Raw genomic sequence first — 23,767 nt, 5'->3', positions numbered from 1 at the left:
AGGGGCGCGATGAAGACGGCCGAGGCAGAAGACATCCGCGATGGCGTGGACCGCGAGACGATCGAGACCGTGGCGGCCATGGCCGGCAAGTACAAGTACGGCTGGGAAACCGAGATCGAGACGGAGTACGCGCCGAAGGGTCTGAACGAGGACATCGTTCGGCTGATCAGCTCCAAGAATGGCGAGCCGGAGTGGATGCTGGACTGGCGCCTGGCCGCCTATCGTCGCTGGGTCGGGCTGGAAGAGCCGCGGTGGGCGATGCTGCACTATCCCGCCATCGACTATCAGGATCAGTATTACTACGCCAAACCCAAGAGCATGGCGGTCAAACCGAAGTCTCTGGATGAGGTCGATCCGAAGCTTCTGGCCACCTATGCCAAGCTGGGCATTCCGTTGAAGGAACAGGCGCTGCTGGCCGGGGTCGAGATCCCCGAGGGTGAGCGCCAGGTCGCAGTGGACGCGGTGTTCGATTCGGTGTCGGTCGGCACCACCTTCAAGGCGGAACTGATGAAGGCGGGGGTGATCTTCTGCCCGATCTCGGAGGCGATCCGCGACTATCCCGAACTGGTGCAGAAGTACCTGGGCAGCGTCGTGCCGCAAAGCGACAACTTCTTTGCCACACTGAACTGCGCGGTCTTCTCGGACGGGTCGTTCGTCTATATCCCGCCGGGCGTGCGCTGCCCGATGGAGTTGAGCACCTATTTCCGTATCAACGCCGAAAACACCGGCCAGTTCGAGCGGACGCTGATCATCGCCGACAAGGGGTCTTACGTCAGCTACCTTGAGGGTTGCACCGCGCCCAAGCGCGACACCCACCAGTTGCATGCGGCGGTGGTGGAAATCGTCGTGCTGGAGGATGCCGAGGTCAAGTATTCGACCGTGCAGAACTGGTATCCGGGCGACGAAGAGGGCCGCGGCGGCATCTACAACTTCGTCACCAAGCGCGCCGATTGCCGGGGCGACCGGTCCAAGGTGATGTGGACCCAGGTGGAAACCGGGTCGGCGATCACCTGGAAATACCCCTCCTGCATCCTGCGGGGCGAGGGCGCGCAGGGTGAATTCTACTCGATCGCCATCACCAACAATGCCCAGCAGGCCGATACCGGCACCAAGATGGTTCATCTGGGCAAGAACACGAAATCGCGCATCGTTTCCAAGGGGATATCGGCAGGCCGGGCACAGAACACCTATCGCGGCCTGGTCAGCATGCACCCGCGCGCCGCCAACAGCCGCAACTTCACGCAATGCGACAGCCTGCTGATCGGAGACAGATGCGGCGCCCATACGGTGCCGTATATCGAGGTCAAGAACAGCTCGAGCCGGGCCGAACACGAGGCAACCACCTCGAAGGTGGACGAGGAGCAGCTGTTCTACTGCCTCTCGCGCGGGATCGGGGCCGAGGCGGCGGTGGCGCTGATCGTCAACGGCTTCTGCAAGGAGGTCCTGCAGGCCCTGCCGATGGAGTTTGCCATGGAAGCGCAGAGTCTGGTGGCGATCAGCCTGGAAGGCAGTGTCGGCTGATGGGCCCGGCGAACGTCCTCCTGGTGGTGCTGATGCGGCGTGCTGCCGTGGTCGCTGCGGCCGGGATCAAGCTGGCCCGGGGCTGAAGCGATGCAGGATTTTCGCCCAAGTTTTCACGCAATTGAACGAATTGCGTCCTATTGGCGCCATTCCGGTCGCGATCAACTGGTTCCTGACATGAAGGCGGGGCCGGGCGATGATGGCAGGACAGAATGCAAGTTTCGAGGCCCGGATCGCCCGCATCCGCGCCGGCCAGGCCAGCGGCAAGGCAACCGTCTTCGTCGGCCAGGACCTGACATTCTCGTATCGGCCGAAAAGCCGGCAGCGGCGGGGCGGTCTGGGCGACGTGCTGCGCAACGCAGGCTTTGTGCTGGTCTTTCCGCTGTGCCTTGGTCTTGGCTTTCTGAGCCATGCCTTGGGGCGCTATGCCGACTGGGTGCTGAATGGCGTGCCGCAGACGCCCGAGAATGTCGACTTCGAGATGGCCATGGTCGCCCTGATCGGCGCCTGCATTGCCGTGGTGCTGGCACATCTGGCGGGCCTGCGAGAAAAGGCGCTGCGGGTGCCGCTGCTGATGGGCGTGGTCGTCGGCATGCTGTCCTTTCACAATCTGGTGCATCTCTATCCGGACACCTTCGAGACGCTGTTCTCGCCGATCTGGGTGGCGCGGATCACCTCGATCACCGAGCCGCATTCGCTGCTGTTCCGGGGGATCAGCTTCCCGTTCTGAAGGCGGGCGGCGATGCGTGAGGCCCCGCATCGCCCCGACCTGATCCTGCCCGAGGCCGAGGCCGCGGCCTTGCGGCACGCCTATACGGGGGCGGATGTGGTGCTGGAATACGGCTCTGGCGGGTCCACCGTGATGGCGGCGGAGCTGGGGGCCGAGGTCTGGGCGGTGGAAAGCGATGCGGCCTGGGCCGCCGGGCTGCGGTCCTGGTTTGCGGCGAACCCGACGCCGGGGCAGGCGCATGTTCTGCATGCCGACATCGGCCCGACCCGTCGCTGGGGGCACCCGGTGGACGAGACGCGCTTCCGTGACTGGCCGGACTATCCGCTGTCGGTCTGGGAGCAGCCGGCGTTCCGCCATCCCGATGTGGTGCTGGTGGACGGGCGGTTCCGGCTGGCCTGTTTCCTGACAGTGGCGTTCCGGATCGCCCGCCAGGTGACGCTGTTCTTTGACGACTACCGGCTGCGCAAGACCTATCACGCCGCCGAAACCCTGCTGCCTCCGGTCGAGATGATCGGCCGCATGGCGCGCTTCGATCTGTCCCCGACCCCATTGACGCCGGACCGGCTGCGGCTTTTCGCCCGCGCGCTGCTGTCGCCGGTCTGAGGAGAAGAAGATGCTTGAGATCAATAACCTGCACGTGAAGCTTGAGGAAGAGGACAAGGTCATTCTGCGCGGGGTGGACCTGCTGGTGAAGCCCGGCGAGGTGCATGCCATCATGGGCCCGAACGGCTCGGGCAAGTCGACGCTTTCCTATGTGCTGTCGGGCCGGGGCGGCTATCAGGTGACCGAAGGCAGCGCCCGGCTGGACGGCCAGGACTTGCTGGCGATGGAGCCCGAGGAGCGCGCGGCGGCGGGCCTGTTCCTGGCGTTTCAGTATCCGGTGGAAATCCCCGGCGTCGGCAACATGACCTTCCTGCGCACCGCCCTGAACGCCCAACGCAAGGCGCAGGGCCTGGACGACCTGAGCGCGGGCGATTTCCTGAAACTGGTGCGCGAGAAGGCCAAGGCGCTGAAGATCGACGCCGAGATGCTGAAGCGGCCGGTGAACGTGGGGTTCTCGGGCGGAGAGAAGAAGCGCAACGAGATCCTCCAGATGGCGGTTCTGGAACCGAAGATGTGCATCCTGGACGAGACCGACTCGGGCCTAGACGTCGACGCCATGAAACTGGTCGCGGACGGCGTGAACGCGCTTCGCAACGGCCGGCGGTCCTTCCTGGTCATCACGCATTATCAAAGGCTTCTGGATCATATCAAACCTGACGTGGTCCATATCATGGCGGCCGGGCGCATCATCCGCAGCGGCGGGCCGGACCTGGCGCTGGAAGTCGAGCACAACGGCTATGCCGACCTTCTGGCCGAGGTGAAGTGATGGCGCTGGCAGAGGCAAAGCGCGCCACGCTGGCCGCCCGCACCGCCGGGCTGACGGTGGTGAGCGAGGGGTGGCTGGGCACCGCCCGGGCCGCGGCTCGGGCGCGGCTGGCGGCCATGGGCCTGCCGGCCCGGCGTGACGAATACTGGCGCTACACCGATCCGACCAGCCTGACGGCTGCGGACCCTTCGCCGGCCCGGGTTGACGGCGAAGAGGAAGAGACGCCGGTCTTCACCGCCATCGACCGAGTGAAACTGGTCTTCGTGGACGGCGTCTTCGACGCCAAGGCGTCGGACGATCCGCGGCTTGCCGGAGTCGAGATCGAGCGGCTTGCGGAAGCGGCCGCGCGCCCGGGGCACTGGGCCAGGGACCTGTTCGGCGTGCTTGAGGCGCGCGGGCAGTCGCCGGTTGATCGGCCGCTGGCGACGATGAACACGGCCTACGCGACCGATGGCGTGCTGATCCGGGCAACAGCGCGGGCCAGGAAGCCGATTTCCCTGATTTACATTCACAAGTCAGAGACTTCGGATGCGATCTTGCACCATTGCATAAAGGTCGAGACGGGTGCTGACCTGACCGTTCTGGAAAATGGCCCGGCTGCGGCCCGGTTCTGCAAGGTGATGGAGGTCGAGGTCGCCGACGGCGGCAGCTTTCACCATGTGCGCGCCCAGGGCCCGGACCACGAACGCCGGGCCGTCACCCATGTCTTCGCCCGGCTTGGCGCCAGGTCGATGTTCAAGAGCTTTACCCTGACCGCGAATGGCCGGCTGACCCGCAACGAGGTGGTGATCGAACTGGCGGGCGCGGACAGCATGGCCCATGTCGCCGGCGCGACGATGGGCGACGGCGATTTCCATCACGACGACACGGTCTTCGTGACCCACGCCGCCGAACGCTGCGAAAGCCGCCAGGTGTTCAAGAAGGTGCTGAAGAACGGCGCGGTCGGGGTGTTCCAGGGCAAGATCCTGGTCAAGGCCGGGGCGCAGAAGACCGACGGATACCAGATCAGCCAGAGCCTGCTGCTGGACGAGGACAGCCAGTTCCTGGCCAAGCCCGAACTGGAAATCTACGCCGATGACGTGAAATGCAGCCACGGCTCGACCAGCGGCGCGATCGACGAGACGGCATTGTTCTACCTGCAGTCGCGCGGCGTGCCGAAACGGGCGGCGCAGGCGCTGCTGGTGCTTGCTTTCCTGTCGGAGGCGATCCAGGAGATTGACGACGAGGCGATTGCCGAGGACATACGGGGGCGTCTGGAGGGCTGGTTGAACCGGCACGCAAGGTAATGGCCGTCAGCACCGACATTGTGGCAACCTGGACCCGCCCTCGGCAGGTGTTTCGCCGGCTGCTGGACCGGCAGGGCGGCGAAGCGCAGGCGCTGGCCTACATGATGGGCGCCTGCCTGTTGATCTTTGTCGCGCAATGGCCCCGGCTGTCGCGCCAGGCGCATCAGGCGCGCCAGGCGGCTGAGGCGGCCGGCACGCCGGTCGACCAGGTGCCCAGCCTGCAGGCGCTGATGGGAATCAACCTCTTTGCGCTGCTGTTCCTGGCACCGCTGCTGTTCTATGCGCTTGCCGGGCTGGCCCATGCGGTGGCGAAGGGTCTGGGCGGCAAGGGCAGCGCCGTTCATTCGCGGCTGGCGCTGTTCTGGGCTCTTCTGGCGGTGTCGCCCTGGATGCTGTTCCAGGGCCTGGTGGCGGGCTTCATCGGCCCCGGCCCGGCGCTGACGGCCACCGGTGTGGCGGTGGCCGCGGGGTTCCTGTGGTTGTGGATCACCCTGATGCGCGAAGCGCACCGGCCATGATGCAGACCATGGCGACACGTATGGCCGAGACCCTGCGCGATCCGCGCGCCGGCCTGCGCGGGGTTCTGCGGATGGACCTGCCACGCGGCGCCCGCTGGGCCGCGCTGACGCTGACGGCGGTCGCCTCGGCGCTGCTGGTGTTCGTGGCGCAGGCGATCTCGCCGCCGATGGAAGGGCTGGCGAGCCTGTTCTTTGCCTCGCCGTTCCGGGCCGCGGCGGTGGAACTGGCGATGCTGGCGATATCGGCGCTGCTGGTCCACACGGTCGGCCGGGCCTGGGGCGGGACGGGATCGCCGGACGATGCGGTTCTGCTGGTGGCCTGGCTGCAGGCGATCATGCTGGCGATCCAGCTTCTGCAGATCGTCCTTCTGCTGGCGGTGCCGCCGCTGGCTCTGCCGCTGGGGCTTTTGTCGATCGGTCTGTTCTTCTGGCTGGCCTCGAACTTCATCGCGGAACTGCATGGATTCTCAAGCACTTTGAGGGTGTTCGGAGCAATTCTTCTGGTCATGTTCGGGCTGGTCGTGGTGATTTCACTGATCCTGTCGGCGGTCTTCGGACCGGAGGTGCTGAACCATGTATGACGTCACGGCCGTGCGGCGCGATTTCCCGATCCTGAGCCGCGAGGTGAACGGCAAGCCGCTGGTCTACCTGGACAACGGCGCCAGCGCGCAGAAGCCGCAGGTGGTGATTGATGCGGTGACACAGGCATATTCCATGGAATATGCGAATGTTCACAGAGGCTTGCACTACCTTTCCAATCTTGCGACCGAAAAGTACGAGGCGGTGCGCGGTATTGTCCGCCGCTTTCTGAACGCGCCGTCCGAAGACGAGATCGTCTTCACCAGTGGCACGACCGAGGGGATCAACCTGGTGTCCTATGCCTGGGCAGCGCCGCGGATGCAGCCAGGCGACGAGATCGTGCTGTCGGTGATGGAACACCATGCCAACATCGTTCCCTGGCACTTTCTGCGCGAACGCCAGGGGGTTGTGCTGAAATGGGTGGACTGCGACGCGAACGGCGATCTGGACCCGCAGGCGGTGATCGACGCCATCGGGCCGCGGACGCGCCTGGTGGCGGTGACGCAGATGTCGAACGTGCTGGGCACGGTGGTGGACGTGGCGGCGATCTGCCGGGCAGCGCAAGACAAGGGCGTTCCGGTGCTGGTGGATGGCTCTCAGGCCGCGGTGCACCGGCCGGTGGACCTGACCGCACTGGGCTGCGATTTCTATGCGATCACTGGTCACAAGCTATATGGGCCATGTGGTTCCGGGGCGATCTTCATCCGGCGCGAGCGGATGCAGGAGATGCGGCCCTTTCTGGGTGGCGGCGACATGATCCGCGAGGTTGCGCGCGACGCCGTGAGCTATGCCGACCCGCCGATGAAGTTCGAAGCCGGCACGCCAGGGATCGTGCAGCAGATCGGGCTGGGTGTGGCGCTGGAATACATGATGGGCCTGGGCATGGCCGAGATCGCTGCCCATGAACTCCGCCTGAGGGACTATGCGCGGGATCGGCTTTCAGGCTTGAACTGGCTGAACCTGCAGGGAAAATCGGCAGGGAAGGGGGCCATTTTCAGCTTCACCCTGCAAGGGGCTGCCCATGCCCATGACATCTCGACCGTGCTGGACAAGCGCGGCATCGCCGTCCGCGCGGGCACCCATTGCGCCATGCCGCTGATGGCGCACATGGGCGTCACGGCAACCTGCCGCGCCTCGTTCGGGCTGTACAACACCGAGGCCGAGGTCGATGCGCTGGTCTCGGCGCTGGAGCTGTGCCAGGACCTGTTCGGCTGAGGCGGCGTCAGAACGACAGCCGCAGCGTCAGTGCGCCGGCGGTGTCTTCAAGTCCCGCCTGATTGCCGAAATTGGCGGCGTGGATCAGGTCCAGGCGCAGGTCGGCGCCGCGGGCCAGGGGTATGTCGTAGCCGATCCGCAGGTCCATCTCGCGCGCCTCGGGGGCGAGGGGCAGGGCGATGTCGGCCATCCGCGTCCGGCCATCGGTTGACAGGACGGGCAGGCGGGCGCGGGCCGTGCCAGCGCTGACCGCCAGCGGGGCCGAGAGGCCAAGGGTCAGGCGATCGCCCCGCGAGAACACGTTGCGGCTGCCGATTTCGGCGCCGAAACTGTCGAAGGCCATCCGTCCCACCTCGGTCAGCGCGCCACCGCCGGAGGCTTGCGCCAGGCCCAGTTCGGCCCCGACCTGCAGAAAGCCATCGCCGCGCAGACTGCTGCGCATCCCCAGCGTCAGCGCCGCCATGGCGGTCCCGCCGCCGGTCCGGTTGTCGCCGAGGCCGAAAACCTCGCCGCCGTCGCGCGCCAGCTTCAGCCCCAGATCCAGGCCGGCGATGTCGTCGCCGATTCGGCGGGTGATCGAAAGCCCCAGGCTTTCGGACCCGGGGGCCGGCATCAGCACGTGCAAGGCCAGGGCGGCATCGGCCGAGACCAGCGCAAGGTCGGTGCCGGAAAAGCCGTCGAAGCGCGCGCCGACAGGGCCGGGGTCGGCGCTGCCGACGCCCTCGGCGCCAAGGCGCGCGGCGCGCAGCGACAGCGGCTCGGGGGCCATGGCAAGGGTCAGCGCCGGGGCCGGCATCGCGAACGTGCCGGCCAAGCTGTCGGCCACCGCCAGGTCATAGGGTGCCAGGCCCCGGGTCAGGGCGTCGCCCAGGCCCGCGCCGGTGACGATGCGCGCTTCGGCCAGCGGCACCGCCGCGCCATCGACCGAAATCACGGGCACGCCGATCGGCAGCAGCGCCGACTTGAGGTTGAGAAAGCCATGGCCGAATTCGTCGCTGTAGGCATGCGCGAAGCCGGGCACCAGTTCGACCGAACCGTCGGCGGAGAACCCGGCGAAATCATTGTCGGCCGAGGCCAGCAGGCGCAGCCGCAACTGATGCGGCGTGAGGTCCGGAAACGCCTCGGCCAGAAGCGCCAGCGCGCCCGACACCTGCGGCGCCGCAAAGGAAGAGCCGGTGCCGAAGCCGTAGGACGTGGTCGAGGCACTCGCGGAGCCGGGAATGAAGGCGACGGCGGCCGTCCAGCTGCCGTCGGCGAACAGGCACCAGGCGGCGGCCTCCAGGCAGCCCGAGGACAGCCGCGTGGCCGACAGCACATGGTCGGCATCGAAGGTCGCGGTTGCGTTGCCGACAGCAAGCCAGCCCGGTTCGAGTTGCCGGTCCAGCAGGGGCAGGGCGGGCATGATTTCGGCCGCGGTCGCCGAATCTTCGTTGGACAAGGCGAAGACCACGACGCCTTCGGCGGCGTAGTCGCGCAGCGCGGTCAGATAGGCCGCACCATCGGTGCCTGAAAAGATCTGGTCGAAGCCCAGCGGCGTGGCTGGCGTCTTGTAGCCCCAGGAATTGTTCAATGCCACGGCGCCGGCCTGCCGGGCGGTGTTGGCGGTCAGCGCCAGGTCGGTCTGCGTATCGAAGGCCCCGAGGATCAGGCGCGCCCGTGGCGCAACGCCGATCATGGTGGCGGAATCGCCGGCCGCGATCGAGGCGACCATGGTCCCGTGATCGTCGGCGGTGACCGTGCCGGTCACCTGGGCGCGCCCCGCGATGGCCTCATGCCCGACGCGGAAGCCGGCATCCGAAATGGCGATGAGCTGGCCCAGCCCGGTCAGGCCGACGGCATGGGCATAGTCGATGTGGCCGGCAGCCAGGGGAAAGCTGTGGTACGTGACGGTGGGGGCCGAATTGAAATGCCAGTCGGTGTTCTGCAGTCGATAGCGTGCCGTCTGACGCAGCTGGGCGACGGTCGCCTCCCAAGGCGCGAAGTCCTCGACAAACCAGGACCCCAGCGTGCCGGAGCCGCCCGGGATGATCGTCGGGGCGGTGTCCGAGCCTCCGGTGCAGGCGGCCAGGGCGGCAAGGCAGACGGCTGACGCCGGGCGCGAGGGAAACGACAATTCCGGAAACGACATGGCTGCAAGACCCTTGGACCAAAGGCTGAACCGAACAGTCGGGTTTGGGGCAGCGCCTGTCAAGCCGAAGCGATCCGGTGACGAACCGCCGCCGGCGTTGGCCCGGGCGCCACGCGCTTCGGGGTTGCGGGGTCGGGGCCAAGACCGTATAGAACCGCCCAGGCACCCGTAGCTCAGCTGGATAGAGTGCTGCCCTCCGAAGGCAGAGGTCACAGGTTCGAATCCTGTCGGGTGCGCCAATCCTGCCTTGAGATGAGGTCATTCGATACTGGCGGCGAGGCCCGAGTCAGGCCCGTCAAGCCCGATGTGCCGCGGGCGTGCAGTATCAGCAATGGCAGGCGTGGCGAGTTGGGCAAACCGGTGCAGTCTGCGACAAGCGTCACGTTGTGATCGGCCTTGGCCCGGGGTCGCTGACCTTGATCCGGCCGCAGAAGGAACCGGAGCAGGTGGCTCGAACCCAACTTGATGGAGATACGGGGGCGATCCGAAGCGGGGCTTGGGTCAGTCTGATTAGCGTATAATCAGTATTATGTAAAATACCGATGGAGCCATCAGACCACTGCCAGTTCCAGGAGCGGTTTGCCCTGAACCACGCGGTCGACCGAAAGCTCTGACAGATCAAGGCTTTGCCAGCCGCCGTGCAGGATATGCTCGGCAATGCCGCGGCCGACCGCTGGCGATTGTTGCAGGCCGTGGCCGGAGAAGCCGCTCATCAGATACAGGTTGGCCAGCGCCGGATGCGGGCCAAGGATCGCGTTCTGGTCAAGCGTGCAGTAGTCGTATTGCCCAACCCAATGCCGCACGACCTTGACCGCGTCGAAACCCGGTGCGCGGTGATAAAGCTGTTCCCAGATGACCTCTTCAAAGAGGTGAAGGTCAGGCTCGAAGTCATTGACATCACAAGGCCCGTCGTCTTGCGGCACGGTCGCCGTGATCCACTGGCCCTGACCTTCGGGGCGCAGGTAGAAGCCGTGGTCGATCAGCAAGGGTGCGTCGGGGTGACGGGCGTTCGGAGCGTCGATCACGAAGACGGTGCGCTTGCGCGGCTCGACCGGATGCGGCAGGCCGGCCCAGGCCATCACCTGTGCGGCCCGGGTGCCGGCCGCGTTGATGACGGCAGCGCAGGGGACCAGGCCCCTGCCCTCGATCTGGACCCCGGTCACGCGCCCGCCGGTCACTTGAACTCCGGTCGCTTCGGCCTTGATGAACCTGGCACCTTGAGCCCGCGCCGCGTTCCGGAAGCCCTGCAACAGACCCATGTTGTCAAACCAGCCTTCATCGCGCAGACCGATGCTGCCAGCGGCAATGTCGTCGGTGTTCAGCCAGGGATAGCGGGCCCGGGTCTGGGCCGCGGTCCAGACTTCGGTTGCGGCCCCCGCGGCGCGCTGCATCGCCGCCAGTTCCCGCATCAAGGCGGCCTGGTCGGGGCGCGTGGTCAGGAAGAGATAGCCGTTTTCCTTGAGGCCCAGCGAAGCGACTTCTGCCGTCGGGCCAATACGTTCCGCAAAGTTTCTTATGAAATCAATAGCAAAGCGTGAAATCTTGACGTTCACAGCCGCGGAAAACTGCTGGCGCACCGAGGCGACGGACAGCGCCGTGGCGGCACGCTGATAGGTCGGATCGCGTTCGACCACCAGGACGCGCAGCCCCGGCGACATCCGGGTCAGCCAGTAGGCAGCCGAGGCGCCCATCACCCCACCGCCGATGATGATGACATCTTCCGTCATGATTGCCTTCCGTCCGTCCCAAGCCTCGACAGGGCCTGTGCGTCTGCATATGACAGTTGCGGGGATAAGGACAACCTGCCGCGGCGACCCGCAAATCCGACCGCCAAATCCGACCGCGGCGTGTGAAGGAGTCTGAGATGTCCAGTTGTGCCGTCCTGGGCCTGCTGATCCGGATCGCCGAGGCGCAAAGCATCGACGCCGCCTGGTCGCTGGCGACCCGCCATTTCGCGACCCTTGGGTTTTCGCGAATCAACTATGGCTTCACGCGGTTTCGCCACCTGCGCACCATCGGAGACCCCGACGACGCGCTGTTCCTGACCACCTGCGACGCCGACTACGCCCGGCGCTATTTCCAGGGCGGCTTTTACGCCAAGACCCCGGTGTTCCGCTGGGCGGAACGGACTTCGGGGTCCTGCACCTGGAAATGGGTGCGCGAGGCCTTCCTGGCGGGCCGGCTGTCGGCCGAAGAGGCCGAGGCGGTTCGGCAGAACGTAGCGATGGGGGTGACCGCGGGAATCTCGGTCAGCTTTCCCGAGGCTTCGGCCCGGGCCAAGGGCGCCGTCGGGCTGATCGCGGACATTGGCCTTGACCACGACGCGGTCGAGGCGATCTGGGCCGAGCGGCATGACGAGATCGTGGCCGTCGCGCATGTGATGCACCTGCGCATCGTGCAACTGCCGCAACTGGCCCCGGCGCGTGCCCTGAGCCCGCGCCAGCGCGAGGCGCTGGAATGGGTGGCCGACGGCAAGACCACGCAGGATGTGGCGCTGCTGATGGGCGTCAGCCCGGCGATGGTGGAAAAGCACCTGCGGCTGGCGCGCGAGGCGCTGGCGGTCGAGACCACGGCCCAGGCCGTCGCCAAGGGCGCGCTGTTGAACATGATCTTCCAGCGCGGCCCTGAACCGGCAGCCCAGGCCGCCCGCTAGGCCGCGACGCCGCGGCCGGCCTTCCGGGGCAGGTCTGGAAAACCGCACTCGCCTGACGCCACGTCATGCGGCAGGGTGGTCGGGTTCCGTGAGTGGTGGCGTTTTGCCTGGGAACACGGGGCGGCCGGCCCGCCGCAATTCCGGCATCGGTTCGACCGCCCCTTTTCATGGTCCGCACCCCCTTCCCCTGGGGCTGCGGGCGACACCTGAGGTCGGCCTTTGCGGCGGGCCAAGGGTCGACGGACCGGCCCTGTGTCCTCATTCCCCAGTGAGTCCGGGCCGGACGGCACAAGGTGCGGCCCTCTGGGGAGGTGCCGCACCTTTTCTTGCCGCCTGAATGCAAGAGGCCCGCGCCGAAGCACCCGGCGCGGGCCTTGTCAGTCTGGCCGGCGGTCCGGGCGGATCAGCCCTGGACCATCTTCGCCACTTCGGCGGCGAAATCCTCGGACTTCTTCTCGATCCCCTCGCCCACGGCGACGCGGGCGTAGCCGGTGATCTCGACGCCGGCATCCTTGGCCGCCTGCTCGACGGTCACGTCGGGATTGATGACGAAGGCCTGGCCCAGCAGCGTGTTTTCCGCCAGGAAGCGCTTCATCCGGCCCGGGATGATGTTGTTCTGGATCACCGCCTCGGGCTTGGGCTTGGCCGAGGATGCGTTTTCTTCCAGCGCCTTGGCGGTCTGCACCGCCAGTTCGCGCTCAAGCACGGCCGGGTCGAGGTGGGCTTCCGACAGCGCCAGCGGCGAGGTCGCGGCGATGTGCATGGCGAACTGCTTGCCGATCTCTTCGGCCTTGGTGGCGTCGCCCTTCAGCGCGACCAGCACGCCGATCTTGCCCATGCCGGCCGCCGCCGCGTTGTGGACATAGGACACCACGGTGTCGCCTTCCAGCACATGCAGGCGGCGGAAGGTCATGTTCTCGCCGATGCGGGCGATGGCTTCCTGGATCACCTCTTCGACGGTCTTGCCGTTCAGGTCCGAGGCGCGGACGACCTCGACCGAGTCGCCGACGGTCAGCGCCACGCGCGCCACTTCGCGCACCAGCGCCTGGAAGTCGGCGTTCTTGGCGACGAAGTCGGTTTCCGAGTTGATCTCGACCGCAACGCCGCGGCCGTTGTCGACGGCAACGCCGACCAGGCCTTCGGCGGCCACGCGGTCGGCCTTCTTGGCGGCTTTCGCCAGGCCCTTGGTGCGCAACCAGTCGACCGCGGCTTCCATGTCGCCGTTGGTCTCGGTCAGCGCCTTCTTGGCGTCCATCATGCCTGCGCCGGTGGAATCGCGCAGTTCTTTCACCATCTGGGCGGTGACGGTCATGTCAGTCTCCTGCAATCGCAATGGGGTTCGGCGGGGGTATCCCCCCGCCGCATGTCAGATCGGTGACAGAGGCTCAGGCCTCGACCGCAGCCTCGACCACGGCCTCTTCGGCAGGCGCGGCGTCCAGCGCACCGAGGTCCACCCCGGCGGCACCCAGCTGCGCCGACATGCCGTCCAGCGCGGCGCGGGCGATCAGGTCGCAATACAGCGCGATGGCGCGGGCGGCGTCGTCGTTGCCCGGGATGATGTGGGTCACGCCCTTGGGCGAGCAGTTGGTGTCGACCACGGCCACAACCGGGATGCCCAGCTTGCCGGCTTCCAGGATCGCCAGGTCTTCCTTGCCCACGTCGATGATGAACAGCAGGTCCGGCACGCCGCCCATTTCACGGATGCCGCCCAGGCTGGCCTGCAGCTTGGCCTGGTCGCGTTCCATGTTCAGCCGTTCCTTCTTGGTCAGGCCTTCGGCACCGGCCGCCAGAACCTCGTCGATCTGCTTGAGGCGCTGGATCGAGGCCGAGATGGTCTTCCAGTTGGTCAGCGTACCGCCCAGCCAGCGGTGGTTCATGTAATACTGGGCGCATTTCTCGGCCGCCTCGGCGATCGGCTTCTGCGCCTGGCGCTTGGTGCCGACGAACAGGATGCGGCCGCCCTTGGCGACGGTGTCGCGGACGATCTTCAGCGCCTGGTCCAACAGCGGAACGGTCTGCGTCAGGTCGAGGATGTGAATGCCGTTGCGGTCACCATAGATATACTCGCCCATGCGGGGGTTCCAGCGGGCGGTCTGGTGGCCATAGTGAACGCCAGCTTCAAGCAGCTGACGCATGGAAAACTCGGGGAGCGCCATGTCGAATTCCTTTCCGGTTTCGCGCCTCGGGACGGTGATCTCAGGCTTGCGCCCAACCGGTGGACCGAAACGGGATTTCTCCCCGTCCGGCCCGCACCGACCCTGTGAAGTGGCGCGCGTATACGTGGCTCCGCCGCGCAGCGCAACCCCTTGCCCTTCATCTTGGCCCAAATACCCCTGCCCGGCCGCCGCTTGCGCGCCGCCCGACCTTAGGCGATGAAGACCGCATGACACCCGACATCCTCTGCATCGGTTCGGTCTTGTGGGACATCATCGGCCGCAGCGCTTCGGCGCTGCGGCTGGGGTCCGACGTGCCCGGCCGGATCACCCGCCTGCCGGGGGGTGTCGCGATGAACATCGCCATGACGGTGGCGCGGTTCGGACTGCGTCCGGCGGTGCTGACCGCCCTCGGCCGCGATGCCGAAGGCGAGGATCTGGTGGCCGCCTGTGCCCGGCTGGGGGTCGAGACCGGCTACGCCTACCGCTCGGACGACCTGCCGACCGACCGCTACATGGCCATCGAGGGCGCCAACGGCCTGATCGCCGCGGTGGCCGACGCGCATTCGCTGGAGGCCGCAGGCGACCGTATCCTGCGCCCGCTTGCCGACGGGCGGCTCGGCGATGCCGCACGGCCCTGGACCGGCCTGATCGCCGTCGATGGCAACCTGACCGAAACCCTGCTGGCAGGCATCGCCACCTCGCCGCTGTTCGCGGCCGCCGACCTGCGCGTGGCGCCGGCCAGCCCGGGCAAGGCCGAACGGCTGGCACCGCTGATGCGGCATCCGCGCGCAACCTTCTATGTCAACCTGCAAGAGGCGCGGCTGTTGACCCGGTCCCAGGCGGACAGTGCCCCCGAGGCCGCAAAGGCGATGCTGGAGCGCGGGGCCGCGCGGGTGCTGGTGACCGACGGCGGGCGCCCCTGTGCCGACGGGGCCCGGGGCGAGGCGACGGTGATCGTCGACACGCCGCCGCAGGTCCTGGTCACCCGCGTCACCGGGGCCGGCGACACCTTCATGTCGGCCCATCTCGTGGCCGAACGCACCGGCGCCGATCGCGGGGGGGCGCTTGCCGCCGCCCTGCGCGCCGCCGCCACCTATGTCTCGGGAGAGATCGGAACATGACCCCGCCGCTGACCTTCTCGCCCGAAGTCGCCGCTGCCCGCGCCGCCGGCGCCCCGCTGGTGGCGCTGGAATCCACCATCATCACCCATGGCATGCCCTGGCCGCAGAACGTGGAAACCGCCCGCGCGGTCGAGGCCGCGGTACGCGCGGCCGGGGCGGTGCCGGCTACCATCGCGGTGATGGACGGCCACATCCATGTCGGCCTGACCGCGGCAGACCTGGACCGGCTGGGCCAGGCGCAAGATGTGGCCAAGCTTTCCCGGGCCGATCTGGCGGCGTGCCTGGCCAGCGGCGGCATCGGGGCGACCACGGTCGCCGCGACGATGATCTGCGCCCGCCTTGCGGGCATCGCGGTCTTTGCCACTGGCGGCATCGGCGGTGTGCATCGCGGGGCCGAGGACAGCTTCGACATCTCGGCCGACCTGATGGAGCTGGCGCAGACCCCGGTCACCGTGGTTGCCGCCGGGGCCAAGGCCATCCTCGATCTGCCGAAGACGCTCGAGGTGCTGGAAACCCATGGCGTGCCGGTCATCGCCTTTGGTCAGGACGAGTTTCCTGCCTTCTGGTCACGCTCCTCGGGGCTGAGCGCGCCCTTGCGGATGAACAGCGCCGCCGAGGTCGCCGCCGCGCACCGGATGCGGGGCCGGCTGGGCCTGCCCGGCGGCCAGCTGGTGGCGAACCCGATCCCGGCCGAGGCGGAGATACCCCGCGCCGAGATCACGCCGCACATCGAGGCCGCCCTCGCCGAGGCGCAGGCGGCCGGCATCGCCGCCAAGGCGGTGACGCCGTTCCTGCTGGACCGCATCTTCCAGCACACCGCGGGCCGGTCGCTGGCCGCCAACATCGCGCTGGTACTGGCCAATTCGCGGCTGGCGGCGGCGATTGCCGCGGAACTGGCCAAACCCTCGTGACGCTGTGGAAGGGCTGAAAAAATCGGCCCCTGCGGCATTGCGCCGACGGCGCCTCGCGTCCTAGATAGGCGCGATGCAGGTTGACCGATGAACGATCTTTCTCCTCCGCGCCGCGGCTTTCTGGCCGTGCTCCGTGCCAGTTTCCTGACCGGTCTGGTCGTCGTGCTGCCGGTCGGGCTGACGCTTTATGTCGTCTGGGCCGGCATCGGCTGGATCGATGGCTGGATTCTGCCGCTGATCCCGTCCTCTTATCAGCCCGACGCGCTGATGCGCCGCTGGTTCGGGCCGGAATACGAATTCCCGGTGCGCGGACTTGGCGTGCTGGTCTTCCTGGTCGCCACCGTCGTCATCGGCTGGCTGGCCAAGGGCCTAATCGGCCGTTCGGTCATCCGCAAGGCCGAAGACATGGTCGACCGGATGCCCATCGTCCGCTCGGTCTACAGCGGCATCAAGCAGGTGGCCGAGACCTTCTTCAACAAGAAGGAGCAGAGCTTCGACAAGGTCTGCCTGGTCGAGTTTCCACGCCCCGGCGCCTGGGCGCTGGGGTTCCTGTCGACCCGGCCCAAGGGCGAGCTGGCAGACCGGCTGGCCGCGATCGGCCCCGAGATGTCGGCGGTCTTCGTCGGGCTGACGCCGTTCACCAGCGGGATGCTGCTGTTCGTGCCGACCCGCGACCTGGTGATCCTGGACATGAAGATCGACGACGCGGCCAAGCTGATCGTCTCGGGCGGGCTGGTCTATCCGATGCCGAAGGACCCGCGCTGACCAACCCTAGAGTGCCGTCCAGCCGCCGTCGACGCTGATCGTGGTGCCGGTGACTTGATCGGCATAGGGGCTGCACAGCCAGACCACGGTGCCGCCGATCTGCTCGGTGGTGGCGAACTGCCGGCTGGGCTGGCGCAGCAGCATGACCTCGCGGATCACCGTCTCGCGGTCCATGCCATGCACCTTCATCTGGTCGGGGATCTGCGCCTCGACCAGGGGTGTCAGCACGTAGCCCGGGCAGATCGCGTTGCAGGTGATGCCCTGCCCTGCGGTTTCCAGAGCGATGGTCTTGGACAGGCCGACGACGCCATGCTTGGCGGCGATATAGGCGCTCTTGAACGGGCTGGCGGTCAGGCCATGCGCCGAGGCGATGTTGACGATCCGGCCCCAGCCTTTCGCCCGCATTCCCGGCAGGGCGACGGCGCTGGTGTGGAAAGCCGAGGACAGGTTGATCGCCAGGATCTGGTTCCACTTCTCGACCGGAAACTCCTCGACCGGGGCGACGTGCTGGATGCCGGCGTTGTTCACCAGAATATCGCAGCCGCCGGCCAGTTCGACCAGGGCGCGGGCCTCGTCGGCCTTGGACAGGTCAGCCCTGATGTAGCGGACGTTGACCCCGAACCGGGCCGCAAGGTCGCTGGCCAGCGCGTGATCGGCCGCGCTGTCGGTGAAGCTGTTGATCACAACCTCGGCCCCGGCGCGCGCCAGCTCCTCGGCCACGCCCAATCCGATACCGGAGTTCGATCCGGTGACGACCGCTCGCTTGCCCGCCAGGTCAAACATCTGTGCCTCCTTGTGCATTCGCGCAGAGCCTAGGTTCGTCAGCGCGGAAATGGAAGGCCATCACCGGACTTGACGGCGCGAACCGTGATCACGCACGCTTGTAACGTGATCGGAAGATACAATTTTTTGAAGGAGGAAAGAGTGAGGGCATACCTGTCATCCGCGATTCTGGCCACGCTGGCCCTGGCGTCCCCGGGTCTGGCGGCCACCCTGACGGCCCAGCCGCTTGGATTCTTCGAAGGCTTTTCGATTGAGTTCGACGACACCAACAACAACAAGCTGTTCGATCTGCCCGAACTGACCAGCTTTTCCGGGATGACGATCAGACTCGTAACCTCGACGCTGCTTGACACCGTCATCGGAGTCCCCGCCATCGCCGGGATTTCGACCGAAGCGACCCTGCCGGGCGTTATCGCCCTGGCACCCGACCACTGGTCGTTTGACGCAGCCGGATCAACCGAACTGACGACCGACCTCTCGGCAGGGGCTGTGAGCTGGTCCTATCAGATCACCGGTCTCAGCCCGGTGCCGCTGCCGGCCTCGCTGCCGCTGCTGGCGGGCGGGCTTGTCCTGCTGGCCGCGCGCCGTCGCCGCAACGCGGCGTGACAACATCACAGGGCTGTGAGCGGGCCGTCCTCAGGGGCGGCCCTTTCGTTTGCGCAATGCCAAAAAAAACGCCGGCACAAGGCCGGCGTTAAGTCGTTGAGGCAGGTTTCATACAGGCAAGAAACCTATCGAGCAGTAAGGACTATATAATCCTGTCTCCGCCGATGGCCAAGCTAAAAGTTTGAAAAGGCAGCGGACGCCGCCTAGGCTGCCGGCAGGATCAAGACAGCTCAGGGGATGATGTCGAAGATGAGCCGCCACTTTCCTGCAAACCTCGGCGCGCTTCTGGTCGCGCTGGCCCTGGCACTGACCGCGACCAATCTGCGGGCCGAACCGAAGCATGCCATCGCTATGTATGGCGAGCCCGCCCTCCCCCCGGATTTTGTGTCCCTGCCCCAGGTCAACCCTGACGCACCCAAGGGCGGACGCATCGTCTTTGGCGAGGCCGGCAGCTTTGACACGCTCAACCCCTTCATCACCGGTGGACAGCCCGCCGCAGGCATCTCGGCCTATACGGTCGAGACGCTGATGGGGCGCAGCTATGACGAGCCCTTCACCCTTTACGGCCTGTTGGCCGAATCGATCAGCACCGACGAGGCCCGGACCTACGCGGAATTTACCCTGCGTGAAGGCGCCCGATTCTCGGACGGCAGCCCGGTCACGGTCGAGGATGTGATCTGGTCGATGGAGACGCTGGGCACCGTTGGCAACCCGCGCTACCACGCGGCGTGGAAGAAGGTCGGCTCGGTTGAAAAAACCGGCGAGCGCAGCGTGAAGTTCACCTTCAACACCGAGGACCGCGAGTTGCCGCTGATCCTGGGCCTGCGCCCGATCCTGAAACAGGCGCAGTGGCAGGGCAAGGATTTCGAGGCCACCTCGCTTGAGGCGCCCATCGGGTCGGGCCCCTATGTGGTGGACCAGATGGAGCCGGGCGTTTTCATCAGCTATCGCCGCAACCCCGACTGGTGGGGCAAGGACCTGGCCCTCAACCGCGGCCAGTGGAACCTGGACGAGATCCGCACTGACTACTTCGCCAATCCGCAGGCCATCTTCGAGGCCTTCAAGGCCGGCGCCATCACCAGCTACCGCGAGGGCAACGCAGCGAAGTGGCTGTCGAACTACGATTTCCCTGCCATTGCCTCGGGCGATGTCATCAAGTCCGAGATCGCGCATGGTCGGCCGTCCGGCATCGAAGGACTGGTGTTCAACACCCGCCGACCGCTGTTCGCCGACTGGCGGGTGCGCGAGGCGCTGATCCTGGCCTTCAACTTCGAGTTCATCAACCAGACCATCACCGGCGGCACACAACCGCGCATCGCCAGCTACTTCGGCAACAGCTTTCTGGCGATGGAACCGGGCCAGCCCGCCGAGGGCAGGGTGAAGGAGTTGCTGGAGCCTTTTGCGGCCGACCTGCTGCCCGGCGCGCTGGAGGGCTATGCCCTGCCGGTGGCCGAGGACCAGACCAACCGCAAGAACATCCGCAAGGCGGCGGCGCTGCTGGAGGAGGCCGGTTGGACGGTTGCCGAAGACGGCGTGCTGCGCGATGCCGCCGGCGCCCCCTTTGCCTTCGACATCATCCTGACCACGGGCCAGGACGAGATGGCCTCGATCGCCGCGATCTTCATCGAGGCGCTGAAGCCCTTGGGGATCAGCGCCACGGTGACCATGCTGGACAGCGCCCAGATGAAAGAGCGCACGACCAACTACGACTTCGACATGACGCATTACATCCGCTCGCTGTCACTGTCGCCCGGCAACGAACAGACGCTGTACTGGGGGTCTGCCGGGGTGACCGAACCGGGCACGCGCAACTGGATGGGCATGGCCAGCCCCGCCGCCGAGGCGATGATCGCCGGCATGCTCAAGGCCCCCGACACCACCGAGTTTGCAGCCGCGACACAGGCGCTGGACCGCGTGCTGACCACGGGTAGATACGTGATCCCGATCTGGTATTCTGACGTCTCGCGGATCGCGCATCGCAAGGAACTGCGGTTCCCCGAGCGCATCCCGCTTTACGGCGACTGGATCGGCTTTCAGCCGGACACCTGGTGGTATCAGGACTGACAACAACAAACGGCAGGCAAGAGCATGAAAAGGTTAATTCTTCTGGCGGCGGCGCTGGCCGCCCTGCAAGGCTGCAACACCGTGGCCGGTGTCGGCGAGGACGTCTCGGGCGGCGCGCGCAAAGTGCAGGGCTGGCTGAACTGACGGGCTCGCAACGCCGCGCATCGGGGCTGCGCCGACGACAGGCGCGGCTTTCTTGCACCCGGCTGACCAGGGGAAGACGAAAATCGAGCGATTTTCGGTCACGATTTTCGCGCGAAAATCGGTTTCCCGGCCTATTCGGCCGCTGCGCCTGACAGGCTGTCCACCGTCTCGTCCAGCTCCTCGCGCCGCTCGGGCAGGCGGATCACCGTGACCGAGCAATGCGCCTCGGCCACCACCTGGGCCGAGACCGAGCCGAGGTAGCGCCGCGTCGTCGAATGCCCGCGCGCGCCCATGATGATGTGGTCGGCATGGTTGGCGGTGGCATAGTCGAGGATCGCCTGCCCCGGGTCAGAGCCTTCCAGCACGGCAAAGGTCAGCCGGTCGTCGGGCAGTTCGATCTCTTCCGCCCAGTGCTTCAGCTGCACCAGCCGCACCACATGCAGGTTGTTGCCCTGATCGTCGGTGCCCTGATCAATACCGATCCGCGCCGTCTTGATGACGTTGACGCAGGCGATCCTGGCATCCGGCTCGATCAGCAGCATCCGTTTCACCGCACTGCGCAGGACACTGGCCAGCTTCTCCCCCTCGGGGGTCAGGTCCACTGCAACGCAGATGATCGGCACCGAGGCCAGCTGCGAGGCGACCGAGTCCGGCGCCTTGAAACGGCGGATCTTGCGCATGACCCGCCAGCGGTCGAACACCGTCATCAGGCTGTCCTGCTTCAGCTTGTGTGCCCGGGCGGTCAGCTTGACCTGCTGGGGATGGGTCAGGTCAAAGGCCATCTGCCCGGCCGACTGGTAGCGCCGCATCGGGTCCACGACCAGCGCGCGCAGGATGATCTCTTGCAGCCATTCCGGGATTTCGGGCCGGATCGCCCGCGGTGGCACCGGATCGCGCCACAGCCGCTTGCGCACGCCGCGCAGGGTTTCCGGCGTGCCCCAGGGGTTCTTGCCCGTCGCCAATGCGTAAAGCATGGCGCCAAGGGCAAAGAGGTCGGACCGCGCGTCGTCGCGGCAGCGCAGGTATTGCTCGGGGGCGATGTAGGGGTAGGTTCCCATCGGGATGGTGAATTCCTCGGCCAGAAGGTCGGGCAACTCGTCATGCCGCGACAGGCCATAGTCCACGATCACCATCTCGCCCGACTTGCGTTGCAGGAAGTTCTCGGGCTTGAGGTCCAGGTGGATGACGTGCTGGCGGTGCAGGTCGGCCACCGCATCGACCATCCGCGCGGCGATCTCGATCACGTCCGACAAGGGCAAGGGCGCCTGCTGGAAGACCTTGAGGAAGCTGTCGCCGTCGATCCGCTCGGTCACGATATAGGGCATGACTTCGAAGCCGCCGACGCCCATCACGCGGGGCACATGCGGGCCGGTCAGCCGCGGCATGATCATCTGCTCGATCTCGAAGCCGACGATGGTGGGGCCATCGTAGCCGTCCATGATGGTCGGCACCTTCATCACCAGCGGCGTGCGATACTTCGCATGCGTCGCCTCCCAGATCGTCGCGAAGCCGCCGACGTGCAGCCTTTCGCCCAGGGTGAAACCGTCGATCTCAAGTCCGGGATGCGGGCGCACGGGCATGGTCACTGTCCTTTGAGCAGGCGGATGGCAAGTTCCTCGGGCAGGCCCGCGGCGCGCACCTTCCGGGCGGCGGTGGCAGCGTCATAGGGCACCCGGCGGAAGGTCAGGTCGTTCAGCGTGGTGTCCAAGAGCGCCCAGGCCGCCTGTGGCACCCCGTCGCGCGGCTGGCCGACCGATCCGACGACGGCCAGCCAGCGCCGGCTGCGCAGAAGCGGGATGGGAAAGCCCGGGCGAAAGGTCTGCTGGCGCACCACGCCGCCCACGTCACAACTGGCCAGGAGCGGCACATGGACATGACCGCAGAAGATCAGCCGCGATTTCGTCACCCGGAACGACGGCGTCGCTTTGGTGTCCGAAGTGACATAGGTCCAGGCCTCCGGTTCGTTGGCCGAGGCGTGGACGAAGAGGATGTCGTCCACGTCCACCGTCAGCGGCAGGCCGGCCAGAAACCGGCGGTGGGCCTCGGTCATCCGGGTCTTGGTCCAGTCCATCGCGCGCTTGGCATAGGTGGACATCATCTCGGGTGCGCCCGCGGCAGCGTTGTCGTGGTTGCCGCGCACGCAAAGCGCGCCCTGCGCCACCAGATCGGCCGCCTTTTCGGCGCACCATTCCGGATCGGCGCCATAGCCGACCAGGTCCCCCAGAAGGACGATCCGATCCACCTTGCGTGCCGCGGCATCGGCCAGCACGGCCTCGAAGGCCTCGCGGTTGGCATGGATGTCCGTCAGGATGGCAAACTTCATCCGGCCCCTCCCAAGGCACTCCTTCGGCGCGACCCTATGGCCCGGGCCGAGGCGGCGCCATGCGACAGATCAAACGCCGCGGAATCATCTTTGCGCAAGAGGGACTTCGCCAGAATCTGCACTCGAATCCACGTGAACCTCAGACCAGCGAGGTGACCCACAGCACGTTGGCATCCTCGTCCGACAGGCTGACCACGTTGTGCCCCATCGAGGCATCGTAATAGGCGCTGTCGCCGCGGCGCAGATCGACCGGCTCGTAGAACTCGGTGTAAAGCCGGACGATGCCGGTCAGGACATACAGGAATTCCTCGCCGTCGTGGCGCACCCAGCCGCCGAATTCCGCCACGTCCCGGGCGCGGATGCGGGCGCGGTAGGGCAGCATCTGCTTGATCCGCAGGCCCGCGGCCAGCAATTCATGCTCATAGGTGGCGGTGACGCTGGCCTGCCCCTCGCCCGACTTGGTCACCGCCATGCGGCCGTTGACCTGGGCCCGCGACGGCGGGGTGAACAACTGCGGCACGCTGATCGCCAACCCCTCGGCCAGCTTCTTGAGCGCCTCATAGGTGGGCGACATCTGGCCGTTCTCGATCTTGGACAGGGTCGAGCGCGCCAGCCCCGCCTTGCCCGCCGCCTGTTCCAGCGTCCAGCCGCGGTCCTTGCGCAGGGCGCGCACGCGGGCGCCCAGGTCCAGGGGCTCGACATGCGCGGCACCGCCGTCTTCGCGGGCAATGCGGATCAGGGTCTTGGGGTCGGGGTGGGTCATGCGGCATCCTCCGGGAAACCGGAATTCGAAGTCGAATTCCGTCCCCGATTTCCGGCTTCGGAAATCGGTTCCCCGCCGTTACGCCAGCGCGCCCGGCCCTTGCAAGCCCACACCGGCGTGCTATCCCCCTGC

23 protein-coding genes and 1 tRNA gene are annotated in these 23,767 nt (G+C 66.7%); 16 read left to right on the top strand and 8 right to left on the bottom strand.

From position 1 onward, the window contains the following. Window positions 1-9: 9 nt before the first annotated feature. The 8 genes from sufB (at window position 10) to LHP98_RS03235 (ending at window position 7,218) form a co-directional block, all read left to right on the top strand. Window positions 10-1,521, top strand: a complete 1,512-nt coding sequence (gene sufB / locus LHP98_RS03270; RefSeq protein ID WP_227251048.1) for a Fe-S cluster assembly protein SufB — start codon at window positions 10-12, stop codon at window positions 1,519-1,521. Window positions 1,522-1,717: 196 nt separating this feature from the next. Continuing rightward, window positions 1,718-2,251, top strand: a complete 534-nt coding sequence (locus LHP98_RS03265; RefSeq protein ID WP_227251047.1) for a hypothetical protein — start codon at window positions 1,718-1,720, stop codon at window positions 2,249-2,251. Window positions 2,252-2,263: 12 nt separating this feature from the next. Then, window positions 2,264-2,854, top strand: coding sequence for a hypothetical protein (locus tag LHP98_RS03260; RefSeq protein WP_227251046.1), 591 nt, complete (start codon window positions 2,264-2,266; stop codon window positions 2,852-2,854). Window positions 2,855-2,864: 10 nt separating this feature from the next. Next, a complete protein-coding gene (gene sufC / locus LHP98_RS03255) occupies window positions 2,865-3,620 on the top strand; it encodes a Fe-S cluster assembly ATPase SufC (protein ID WP_227251045.1) in 756 nt (251 codons plus the stop codon). Further along, window positions 3,620-4,906: a Fe-S cluster assembly protein SufD gene (gene sufD, locus LHP98_RS03250; protein WP_227251044.1), complete on the top strand. Its 1,287-nt coding sequence runs from the start codon at window positions 3,620-3,622 to the stop codon at window positions 4,904-4,906. Before sufC ends, sufD begins: the two co-directional genes overlap by 1 nt. Then, window positions 4,906-5,424 (top strand): YIP1 family protein, encoded by a 519-nt coding sequence (locus tag LHP98_RS03245; RefSeq protein WP_227251043.1) that lies wholly within the window; start codon window positions 4,906-4,908, stop codon window positions 5,422-5,424. Before sufD ends, LHP98_RS03245 begins: the two co-directional genes overlap by 1 nt. Before the next feature lie 8 nt (window positions 5,425-5,432). Further along, window positions 5,433-6,005, top strand: coding sequence for a YIP1 family protein (locus LHP98_RS03240; protein WP_227251042.1), 573 nt, complete (start codon window positions 5,433-5,435; stop codon window positions 6,003-6,005). Continuing rightward, on the top strand, window positions 5,998-7,218 hold the full coding sequence (locus LHP98_RS03235; protein ID WP_227251041.1) for a cysteine desulfurase: 1,221 nt from the start codon (window positions 5,998-6,000) through the stop codon (window positions 7,216-7,218). Before LHP98_RS03240 ends, LHP98_RS03235 begins: the two co-directional genes overlap by 8 nt. A gap of 7 nt (window positions 7,219-7,225) precedes the next feature. Here the strand turns inward: LHP98_RS03235 and LHP98_RS03230 are convergent, their stop codons facing one another. Further along, window positions 7,226-9,346, bottom strand: coding sequence for a S8 family peptidase (locus tag LHP98_RS03230; protein WP_227251040.1), 2,121 nt, complete (start codon window positions 9,344-9,346; stop codon window positions 7,226-7,228). A gap of 162 nt (window positions 9,347-9,508) precedes the next feature. Between LHP98_RS03230 and LHP98_RS03225 the strand changes: the two genes are divergently transcribed. Further along, window positions 9,509-9,585: transfer RNA gene (locus LHP98_RS03225), tRNA-Arg, on the top strand. Between the two features lie 312 nt (window positions 9,586-9,897). Here LHP98_RS03225 and LHP98_RS03220 read toward each other — a convergent pair. After that, on the bottom strand, window positions 9,898-11,073 hold the full coding sequence (locus tag LHP98_RS03220) for an NAD(P)/FAD-dependent oxidoreductase (protein WP_227251039.1): 1,176 nt from the start codon (window positions 11,071-11,073) through the stop codon (window positions 9,898-9,900). A 137-nt stretch (window positions 11,074-11,210) separates the two neighbouring features. Here LHP98_RS03220 and LHP98_RS03215 point away from each other — a divergent pair, with 137 nt between their 5' ends. Next, the gene (locus LHP98_RS03215; RefSeq protein ID WP_227251038.1) at window positions 11,211-11,999 is read left to right on the top strand and encodes a LuxR family transcriptional regulator; all 789 of its coding nucleotides are present in this window, start codon (window positions 11,211-11,213) and stop codon (window positions 11,997-11,999) included. 403 nt (window positions 12,000-12,402) lie between these two features. On the opposite strand, the gene tsf is transcribed toward LHP98_RS03215, so the two are convergent. Beyond that, entirely contained in the window at window positions 12,403-13,311 is a 909-nt protein-coding gene (gene tsf / locus LHP98_RS03210; protein WP_227251037.1) for a translation elongation factor Ts, read from the bottom strand. 73 nt (window positions 13,312-13,384) lie between these two features. After that, a complete protein-coding gene (rpsB, locus tag LHP98_RS03205) occupies window positions 13,385-14,155 on the bottom strand; it encodes a 30S ribosomal protein S2 (RefSeq protein ID WP_227251036.1) in 771 nt (256 codons plus the stop codon). Window positions 14,156-14,382: 227 nt separating this feature from the next. Between rpsB and LHP98_RS03200 the strand changes: the two genes are divergently transcribed. From LHP98_RS03200 to LHP98_RS03190, 3 genes are all read left to right on the top strand, one after another. Then, window positions 14,383-15,276, top strand: coding sequence for a PfkB family carbohydrate kinase (locus LHP98_RS03200; protein ID WP_227251035.1), 894 nt, complete (start codon window positions 14,383-14,385; stop codon window positions 15,274-15,276). Next, the gene (locus tag LHP98_RS03195) at window positions 15,273-16,187 is read left to right on the top strand and encodes a pseudouridine-5'-phosphate glycosidase (RefSeq protein WP_227251034.1); all 915 of its coding nucleotides are present in this window, start codon (window positions 15,273-15,275) and stop codon (window positions 16,185-16,187) included. Before LHP98_RS03200 ends, LHP98_RS03195 begins: the two co-directional genes overlap by 4 nt. A gap of 87 nt (window positions 16,188-16,274) precedes the next feature. Beyond that, window positions 16,275-16,952: a DUF502 domain-containing protein gene (locus LHP98_RS03190; protein WP_227251033.1), complete on the top strand. Its 678-nt coding sequence runs from the start codon at window positions 16,275-16,277 to the stop codon at window positions 16,950-16,952. A gap of 6 nt (window positions 16,953-16,958) precedes the next feature. Here the strand turns inward: LHP98_RS03190 and LHP98_RS03185 are convergent, their stop codons facing one another. Then, window positions 16,959-17,735: a 3-hydroxybutyrate dehydrogenase gene (locus tag LHP98_RS03185; RefSeq protein ID WP_227251032.1), complete on the bottom strand. Its 777-nt coding sequence runs from the start codon at window positions 17,733-17,735 to the stop codon at window positions 16,959-16,961. Between the two features lie 141 nt (window positions 17,736-17,876). Between LHP98_RS03185 and LHP98_RS03180 the strand changes: the two genes are divergently transcribed. The 3 genes from LHP98_RS03180 to LHP98_RS03170 all read left to right on the top strand — a co-directional run bounded on the left by LHP98_RS03180 (window position 17,877) and on the right by LHP98_RS03170 (window position 20,549). Continuing rightward, the gene (locus LHP98_RS03180) at window positions 17,877-18,341 is read left to right on the top strand and encodes a hypothetical protein (protein WP_227251031.1); all 465 of its coding nucleotides are present in this window, start codon (window positions 17,877-17,879) and stop codon (window positions 18,339-18,341) included. A gap of 249 nt (window positions 18,342-18,590) precedes the next feature. After that, window positions 18,591-20,405: an extracellular solute-binding protein gene (locus LHP98_RS03175; protein ID WP_227251030.1), complete on the top strand. Its 1,815-nt coding sequence runs from the start codon at window positions 18,591-18,593 to the stop codon at window positions 20,403-20,405. A 24-nt stretch (window positions 20,406-20,429) separates the two neighbouring features. Beyond that, window positions 20,430-20,549 (top strand): entericidin, encoded by a 120-nt coding sequence (locus LHP98_RS03170; protein WP_227251029.1) that lies wholly within the window; start codon window positions 20,430-20,432, stop codon window positions 20,547-20,549. A gap of 131 nt (window positions 20,550-20,680) precedes the next feature. Here the strand turns inward: LHP98_RS03170 and LHP98_RS03165 are convergent, their stop codons facing one another. The 3 genes from LHP98_RS03165 to LHP98_RS03155 all read right to left on the bottom strand — a co-directional run bounded on the left by LHP98_RS03165 (window position 20,681) and on the right by LHP98_RS03155 (window position 23,635). Then, window positions 20,681-22,129, bottom strand: a complete 1,449-nt coding sequence (locus LHP98_RS03165; protein WP_227251028.1) for a bifunctional serine/threonine-protein kinase/universal stress protein — start codon at window positions 22,127-22,129, stop codon at window positions 20,681-20,683. A 2-nt stretch (window positions 22,130-22,131) separates the two neighbouring features. Continuing rightward, on the bottom strand, window positions 22,132-22,872 hold the full coding sequence (locus LHP98_RS03160; protein ID WP_227251027.1) for a metallophosphoesterase family protein: 741 nt from the start codon (window positions 22,870-22,872) through the stop codon (window positions 22,132-22,134). 139 nt (window positions 22,873-23,011) lie between these two features. Next, window positions 23,012-23,635, bottom strand: a complete 624-nt coding sequence (locus tag LHP98_RS03155; protein WP_227251026.1) for a helix-turn-helix domain-containing protein — start codon at window positions 23,633-23,635, stop codon at window positions 23,012-23,014. Window positions 23,636-23,767: the final 132 nt, after the last annotated feature.

Origin of the sequence: Rhodobacter sp. Har01 (genome assembly GCF_020564565.1) — a bacterium.
Lineage (GTDB): Bacteria > Pseudomonadota > Alphaproteobacteria > Rhodobacterales > Rhodobacteraceae > Pseudogemmobacter.
The sequence above is the reverse complement of the archived record's forward strand: the minus strand, read 5'-3'. Positions and strand labels throughout refer to the sequence as shown.

What these genes read in the sequence shown, in the direction of transcription:
- sufB (WP_227251048.1), top strand. Translation starts at nt 10, where the DNA reads ATGAAGACGGCCGAGGCAGAAGACATCCGCGATGGCGTGGACCGCGAG.
- LHP98_RS03265 (WP_227251047.1), top strand. Translation starts at nt 1,718, where the DNA reads ATGATGGCAGGACAGAATGCAAGTTTCGAGGCCCGGATCGCCCGCATC.
- LHP98_RS03260 (WP_227251046.1), top strand. Translation starts at nt 2,264, where the DNA reads ATGCGTGAGGCCCCGCATCGCCCCGACCTGATCCTGCCCGAGGCCGAG.
- sufC (WP_227251045.1), top strand. Translation starts at nt 2,865, where the DNA reads ATGCTTGAGATCAATAACCTGCACGTGAAGCTTGAGGAAGAGGACAAG.
- sufD (WP_227251044.1), top strand. Translation starts at nt 3,620, where the DNA reads ATGGCGCTGGCAGAGGCAAAGCGCGCCACGCTGGCCGCCCGCACCGCC.
- LHP98_RS03245 (WP_227251043.1), top strand. Translation starts at nt 4,906, where the DNA reads ATGGCCGTCAGCACCGACATTGTGGCAACCTGGACCCGCCCTCGGCAG.
- LHP98_RS03240 (WP_227251042.1), top strand. Translation starts at nt 5,433, where the DNA reads ATGGCGACACGTATGGCCGAGACCCTGCGCGATCCGCGCGCCGGCCTG.
- LHP98_RS03235 (WP_227251041.1), top strand. Translation starts at nt 5,998, where the DNA reads ATGTATGACGTCACGGCCGTGCGGCGCGATTTCCCGATCCTGAGCCGC.
- LHP98_RS03230 (WP_227251040.1), bottom strand. Translation starts at nt 9,346, where the DNA reads ATGTCGTTTCCGGAATTGTCGTTTCCCTCGCGCCCGGCGTCAGCCGTC.
- LHP98_RS03220 (WP_227251039.1), bottom strand. Translation starts at nt 11,073, where the DNA reads ATGACGGAAGATGTCATCATCATCGGCGGTGGGGTGATGGGCGCCTCG.
- LHP98_RS03215 (WP_227251038.1), top strand. Translation starts at nt 11,211, where the DNA reads ATGTCCAGTTGTGCCGTCCTGGGCCTGCTGATCCGGATCGCCGAGGCG.
- tsf (WP_227251037.1), bottom strand. Translation starts at nt 13,311, where the DNA reads ATGACCGTCACCGCCCAGATGGTGAAAGAACTGCGCGATTCCACCGGC.
- rpsB (WP_227251036.1), bottom strand. Translation starts at nt 14,155, where the DNA reads ATGGCGCTCCCCGAGTTTTCCATGCGTCAGCTGCTTGAAGCTGGCGTT.
- LHP98_RS03200 (WP_227251035.1), top strand. Translation starts at nt 14,383, where the DNA reads ATGACACCCGACATCCTCTGCATCGGTTCGGTCTTGTGGGACATCATC.
- LHP98_RS03195 (WP_227251034.1), top strand. Translation starts at nt 15,273, where the DNA reads ATGACCCCGCCGCTGACCTTCTCGCCCGAAGTCGCCGCTGCCCGCGCC.
- LHP98_RS03190 (WP_227251033.1), top strand. Translation starts at nt 16,275, where the DNA reads ATGAACGATCTTTCTCCTCCGCGCCGCGGCTTTCTGGCCGTGCTCCGT.
- LHP98_RS03185 (WP_227251032.1), bottom strand. Translation starts at nt 17,735, where the DNA reads ATGTTTGACCTGGCGGGCAAGCGAGCGGTCGTCACCGGATCGAACTCC.
- LHP98_RS03175 (WP_227251030.1), top strand. Translation starts at nt 18,591, where the DNA reads ATGAGCCGCCACTTTCCTGCAAACCTCGGCGCGCTTCTGGTCGCGCTG.
- LHP98_RS03170 (WP_227251029.1), top strand. Translation starts at nt 20,430, where the DNA reads ATGAAAAGGTTAATTCTTCTGGCGGCGGCGCTGGCCGCCCTGCAAGGC.
- LHP98_RS03165 (WP_227251028.1), bottom strand. Translation starts at nt 22,129, where the DNA reads ATGCCCGTGCGCCCGCATCCCGGACTTGAGATCGACGGTTTCACCCTG.
- LHP98_RS03160 (WP_227251027.1), bottom strand. Translation starts at nt 22,872, where the DNA reads ATGAAGTTTGCCATCCTGACGGACATCCATGCCAACCGCGAGGCCTTC.
- LHP98_RS03155 (WP_227251026.1), bottom strand. Translation starts at nt 23,635, where the DNA reads ATGACCCACCCCGACCCCAAGACCCTGATCCGCATTGCCCGCGAAGAC.